4 protein-coding genes are annotated in these 6,000 nt (G+C 34.2%); 1 reads left to right on the plus strand and 3 read right to left on the minus strand.

All coding sequences use genetic code 11. The features are described 5' to 3' along the window. Nucleotides 1-587 precede the first annotated feature (587 nt). Complete coding sequence (gene cyoE / locus ACQVV1_RS16550; protein WP_242253917.1) at nucleotides 588-1,505, minus strand: heme o synthase; 918 nt, start codon at nucleotides 1,503-1,505, stop codon at nucleotides 588-590. A gap of 181 nt (nucleotides 1,506-1,686) precedes the next feature. Here cyoE and ACQVV1_RS16555 point away from each other — a divergent pair, with 181 nt between their 5' ends. Next, nucleotides 1,687-2,304, plus strand: coding sequence for a TetR/AcrR family transcriptional regulator (locus ACQVV1_RS16555; RefSeq protein WP_242253916.1), 618 nt, complete (start codon nucleotides 1,687-1,689; stop codon nucleotides 2,302-2,304). A gap of 1,275 nt (nucleotides 2,305-3,579) precedes the next feature. Here the strand turns inward: ACQVV1_RS16555 and ACQVV1_RS16560 are convergent. Next, complete coding sequence (locus ACQVV1_RS16560) at nucleotides 3,580-3,690, minus strand: YjcZ family sporulation protein (protein ID WP_088092097.1); 111 nt, start codon at nucleotides 3,688-3,690, stop codon at nucleotides 3,580-3,582. A gap of 558 nt (nucleotides 3,691-4,248) precedes the next feature. After that, the gene (locus ACQVV1_RS16565; protein WP_431169172.1) at nucleotides 4,249-5,418 is read right to left on the minus strand and encodes a serine hydrolase domain-containing protein; all 1,170 of its coding nucleotides are present in this window, start codon (nucleotides 5,416-5,418) and stop codon (nucleotides 4,249-4,251) included. Nucleotides 5,419-6,000 lie beyond the last annotated feature (582 nt).

Raw genomic sequence — 6,000 nt, forward strand, 5'->3', positions numbered from 1 at the left:
GTATTAACTGAAAAAACACAGAAGTTTTCCACTTCCATGTTTCTTTTTTTCGTCTTTTAATTGTTAAAGATTCAATTTACTCCGAACATTGTTAAAATTACTTGTTTCTAAGCCGAAATCTATTTAACCTAAGGAGGTACTTCACATCCATCAACTTAAGAAAAATAAACGCCCTCAAAACGAAAAATCAAGCTGACTTTTCAAAGGAACTACCTGTAGAAAAAGTAAATGTTCATTGAGAGGGATATATTAAAACCTTAGGTTGATAGCGATGTGGTGCTACTCCATAGCTATCAACCTAACAAAAATCAAACACCCCAAAACAGTAAAAATGTACAAAATTCTTGTTTTTGGGGCATCACGAAACTTTAGCTTGATGGTAATGTGACGGTACCCCCTATAATAAGTTTACTCGATGATTGTTAAATTTTTTTTGGTTTTTAAGCAATTTAATACTTTCTTAACACCAAGTATACAAGTAAAAGAAGACATCTTAATCGATGTCTTCTTTTCAAAAAAACTATCCTTTCCTATACTCTATCGAAAGAATAGTGTTTTTTCGTGTTATGACTACAAAATTATAATTTTTATAAATCAAAAAAAATACCCATAAGGGAATATATAATTACAGTCGAAAACAAGATAGTCATATGCAGAAGGGAATAAACAAACATTGATTTTGCCCATTTCTCTGAATCCATTTTTTTATAGCCGAAGATACTTAAGATGAGCCATAAAATGCTTAAAAGAAGTGCTACTAACGTAAGGCCGAGGCTTAAAGAACTGAATAGGAAACTCATTGCAATTAAAATGATTAAATAAATATTAGTTTGCAAATATGTTCTTTTAACACCTTTGACTACTGGAAGCATAGGAACTTTAGCTGCCTTATACTCATCGTGCTTGCGAATAGCTATGGCATAGAAATGAGGCATTTGCCAAATGACTGTAATCACAAAAAGACCAAGAATAGCAGGATGTGTAATGTCTGGATAAATAGCAGCCCATCCAATAAGAGGGGGCATTGCTCCTGAAATACTTCCAACCTCCGTATTATAAATTGTTCTTCTTTTACTCCACATTGTATATGGGACAATATAAAAAAATAAGCCTAAAAATCCTAAGAATGCTGCTAGCAGAGTTGTTAATGCAAGGGAAAACAACCCCAAGATGGTCATTAAAATGCCTAGCCATAATACAGCTTTTGGTTTTATTTCTCCTGTCACAGTGGGTCTATTTTTTGTTCTCTCCATAATAGAATCAATATCACGATCATACAAGTTATTAAAAGCTCCTGCTGCACCCATTACTAAAATAGAGCCAATCAAAGCAAATATTATTTCTGGGAGTTTCTCAAACAAGCTAATCTGATATGTATATAATGCCAATGTCAATCCAGCAAACATTGGAATCAGGTTTGATTTAATAATCCCGGTTTTAACTGTTTGTGCTAAAATTTTTGCTGGAGTCTGTTTTGGTATTTTAAGGGGATCTATCTTTTGCATTATTTCTCGTCTCTCCTTTTACTAGATTGTCTATAATTTTCATAATCTAATCTAAAATGACATTATTGCTGATTATTTAATACATAGATTCCTTCCGTAATTTAAATACCAAACGGAATTTATATACTATATGGTATATTAGTTCTATATGATATAATTGTCAAGATACGGAGGAGAAGAAATGATCAAACGAAGATTAACTCAGGAAGAAAGAAAAAAGGAAACACGGCAATTACTTTTAGAATCAGCTGTTGAGGTCTTTGCTCAATTAGGCTTTCACGGAGCTTCGGTTGATAAAATTGCAGAGTATGCCGGGTTTAGTAAGGGAGCCGTTTATGCTCATTTTAATTCCAAAGAAGAGCTCTTTCTAGCCATATTGGAAAAACAAATGCGTTTACACGTGCATAATATCCATCAAATAATAGAAGAACAGCATTCATTATCACAATTCATCGGAATTTTGGATGAATATTCTCTTTCAAGTAGACAAAAAAATCGAACATGGAGCATGCTTAACATGGAATTTCTCCTTTATGCGATGCGTGAAGAATCGGTACGCCATAAATGGTCAAATATGATAACCAAATCGGTAGAACAAATTTCCAAAGCTATTGAGAAATTGATGTCAAAAGAGAATGAGAATGAATCTGCTCTATCTGCTAACGAAATGGCATGGACTATTCTTTCATTAGAAAATGGTATTTCCCTATGTTATTATATTAGCGAAGAACATATGCCCTTAAATTTATTTGGAAAAGCATTACAAAATTTGCTCTTGTCTCCTCGTCAAGAAGATTAGAAGATTCTCTTGTCCAAACAGAGTTTAAATATACGAAACTAAAAATAGAGTACAATTGTGGACATTAAATACCGAATAAGATAAATGACTTTAGTATACAAGTGATGTGTAACCTTTTTAAAACCATTAAGTATAAGTTATCTAATAAAAGTAAAAAACCACCTTAATATATAAACTATACAATTATTATTAGAAAGTAGATTGATTATGCCTCATATCCTTAATCTATCAAATTCTTTAATTTGATAAAAGGAGAGTACATATAGTTCATGTTTAATATGTACTTTTCTATACTTCGTAAGGATATTTATACTTTAGATCTTGATAATACACAATATCAACGTTTTGTCGGTAGTACATATGCTATCCAAGTTAATATTTTAAAGATTCCTAAAACATCACTTTATCTCTAAATAGCTATTTAAGGGCTTTCAGCTCATTTTTTTCGTTTTGGGGGCATTTACCTTTCTTAGCTTGATAGCGATGTGGCGGTACCCCTACTTGTATATTAATTTAGCGAACCTCCTATTTAGGGGGTTTTTATTATGGTGGGGACTGGTAGAATAGGCCCTATTGCAGAATTTGGTTTTACACATCGGATATAGTACGTGAAATTTTTGGTGTAGAGATATAACGATAATCAGGGGTTTCTGTTATAATCAATTGAGCACAAGTGCAAAATCACATGGAACTCACCTACGGAAATAGGTGGGTTATTTTATATTGGTGAGATTGTACTAGTATGATAGAATAAGAACAACTGTATATTGTACGGTGGGTGGTTACGACTGTCCTTTTCTCATTTGATGGGGAAAGGAGGTGTAGCCAATGGATCTATTTCTTCAAATAGTATTAGAGGTAATTAAGACGATTGTACGAGAACTTGTGGTTTTCGTAGTTAAGAAGATTACTTCTAAATACAAAAAGAAGAAGACCACCCGTCAGCCTCGCAAGCGTGGGAAGTCTTCTAAATCTAAAAAGTAGTATTTAGTCGCAACCACTCACCTTGCGGTAGCAGTTACTTGAAGAGATGTTGACGCATCTCTTCTTTTATTATATACGTACAGAAACATTGAAATACCTTTAAGGAAATTATAACAAATGTAAAAACAAAAGAAAAGCCCACTGAATTTCCGTAACAGTGGGTTGTTGGTTGGGTATTTCTATCTCATTGCACAAAAGGGAATTTCTATTAAAATTATAGCATGCATTTATAACTCTTATATTGAGAAAAAGAAAAGACACCCATAGGAGAGTGCCTTTTCCGATAGTTTTTTAGCAGAAGCAAGAAGCTCCAACAATGATTAACAGTATAAAGAGTACAACGATTAAAGCAAATCCTCCAGCAAAACCGCAGCCTTCGCCGCAACTACCACCATAGCCCATAACAATAGAACCTCCTTTAATAAGAGGAGAAAACAAGGGTGTACGCATGTATTTAACGGATTTAATATACCTTATGTTTTTAGGCATTAATTGAGCAGGTCCTTTTAAAAATAAAGAAAAGACACCCTTAGGTGCCTTCCTCCGACTTGAACCACTTTAATTTTAATAATATGTATTGGAATCACATCCAATATTATTTTACCACGTTAAGTTATTTTAGACATTGAGAAAGATGATTCAAATCTATATTTTGTTAGGTAACTACTTTTAAAGTTAATTCTTTATTTCAGCTTGTAGGGGTCACCATACATGTCCATCAACTTAAGAACTTTCTTTAACCCCAAGTTTAAAAATACGCCATCCTTTTCTATGATTCTACAGAAAGAATAGCGTATTTTTTTATTTTAGAGAGTATTTTGTTTTATTAGCTTAATAACATTGGCTTGCCTCCGTAATTCCAAAATCCCCAAATTTTTTTAGAATAAGTTTTTTTGAACCAGAAAGGTTTATTTTTAACTATAAAAACTATGACAAAATTTATCCGGTTTTCCTTTTTGCCTACTTGCTAAATTCAGCAAGTAAAATATTTTTAAAAGGATCGGTACTATCAGCTTTAAGGCTGTTCAAATTGACGGCCAATGTATGCTTGCCTCCAAGTGTGCCTCCAGCAAAAGTACTAAACCCTGGAATGCCACCTGAGTGTCCCCATATTGAGACACCGTTTGGAAGCTTAGTTTCATAGATTCCAAGACCATATCTGCCGATTTCAGCAAATCCTGTAGGAACTGTAGTAAGCATTTGTTTTAGTTGCTGTTCCTTCAGTAATTTGCCACCGAGCAAGGAAGAGAAGAATTTGTTTAAGTCGTCAGCAGTAGAAATCATATCTCCAGCCGAGCTACCTATACTTGGGTTATAATAAGTAACGTCTTTTAGCTCACTTGCTCCGTCTGGTTGTAAATATCCACGGGCATGCTTGGTGCCTGGAATAACGCTTGAATTGCCAGGTAGAAATGTATTCGACAATTCAAGTGGTTCAATAATCCGATTTTCAATCTCTTCCGAATAACTGTTTCCGGTTACTTTTTCAATAAGGATACCAAGTAATACGTATCCTGTGTTTGAATATAACCAGCCCTTTCCTGGGGCAAAGTCTGGGGGCAGTGAAAGTCCAATCTTCACTAGTTCTTCAGCAGTAAACGATTTTTTTGTATTCGTCAAAAGATCAGCTTCTTTTGACCTTACGTAGTCAGCGATACCACTTGTATGGTTCAATATCTGACGGACAGTAATCTGTTTAGCATCATATCCGTTTCCTTGAATGACACCAGGCAACCATTTTTCGATGGAGTCGTCTAGATTCAGGCGGTTTTCTCCAGCTAATTGAAGTACAACCGTTGCGGTGAACGTCTTCGTTACGCTGGCAATACGAAAGTGAAAATCTGTTTTCATTGGTTTCTTGGTGATCAGATCCGCTACCCCAGCAGCATAACTCCATGTTTTTCTATCCTTTGAAACTTTGGCGAGTATCCCTGGGTATCCAAGTTGTAGTGTATCCCGCATTGCTTTCTTGACGGAAGTACGATCTCTTTGAGTATTTGTTTGTAACGAACTAGATACATTTTGATCAGACTCTGCTTTTACAATTGAGCTTGGTGTTGTGTATAACAAAGAACTTCCAGTCATTAAAAGGACTAAACCTGTAGATGTAATCTGACAATGTTTTTTCATAAAGATATTCCTCTCCTCTATTCATATTTTATCGGTAGTTATTTGTTGTTTTATACTAGTCACACAGCTTTCATCTTAACCAAAGACAAATGGACAAAAATGGATTTGCAATTATCATACTCAGTATTATTTTCACAAACGCTATTGTGTCGTAACAAACGGTAAATTCCTCTTTTTCCACATGTATGTTAATCCTAGAAATTACTTCTTTTCCTTAAAACACTCTTGTTACTGGTTTGTTTTTCATAAATAGGTCATACCTGTTTCCCCTTTCATGCCTCTTTATATTTTTATCATACACAATGAAAATCTCCCCTCCTCATTTATTGTTAATGCGTTAAAAACTGCTCTTTGATACTAAGTGTTTTTCTGTCACATACGGTAGTGTCAAAATGTCATGGTTTTTATGACATAGCTATTAATCCAGCCGTATCCCACTCAATTTTTGTTGTTCTTTATAAATATGACAGAAGTTCACTATCGACTATGACTCGCCGCTTAATAGGGGTACAGCCACACATCCATCAACTTAAGGTATATTTTTATACAAAATGCGGTCTTTCCATATAGTTTTTTATTATC

Origin of the sequence: Bacillus basilensis (assembly GCF_050630465.1) — a bacterium.
In the GTDB taxonomy this organism is placed as follows: Bacteria; Bacillota; Bacilli; order Bacillales; family Bacillaceae_G; genus Bacillus_A; species Bacillus_A basilensis.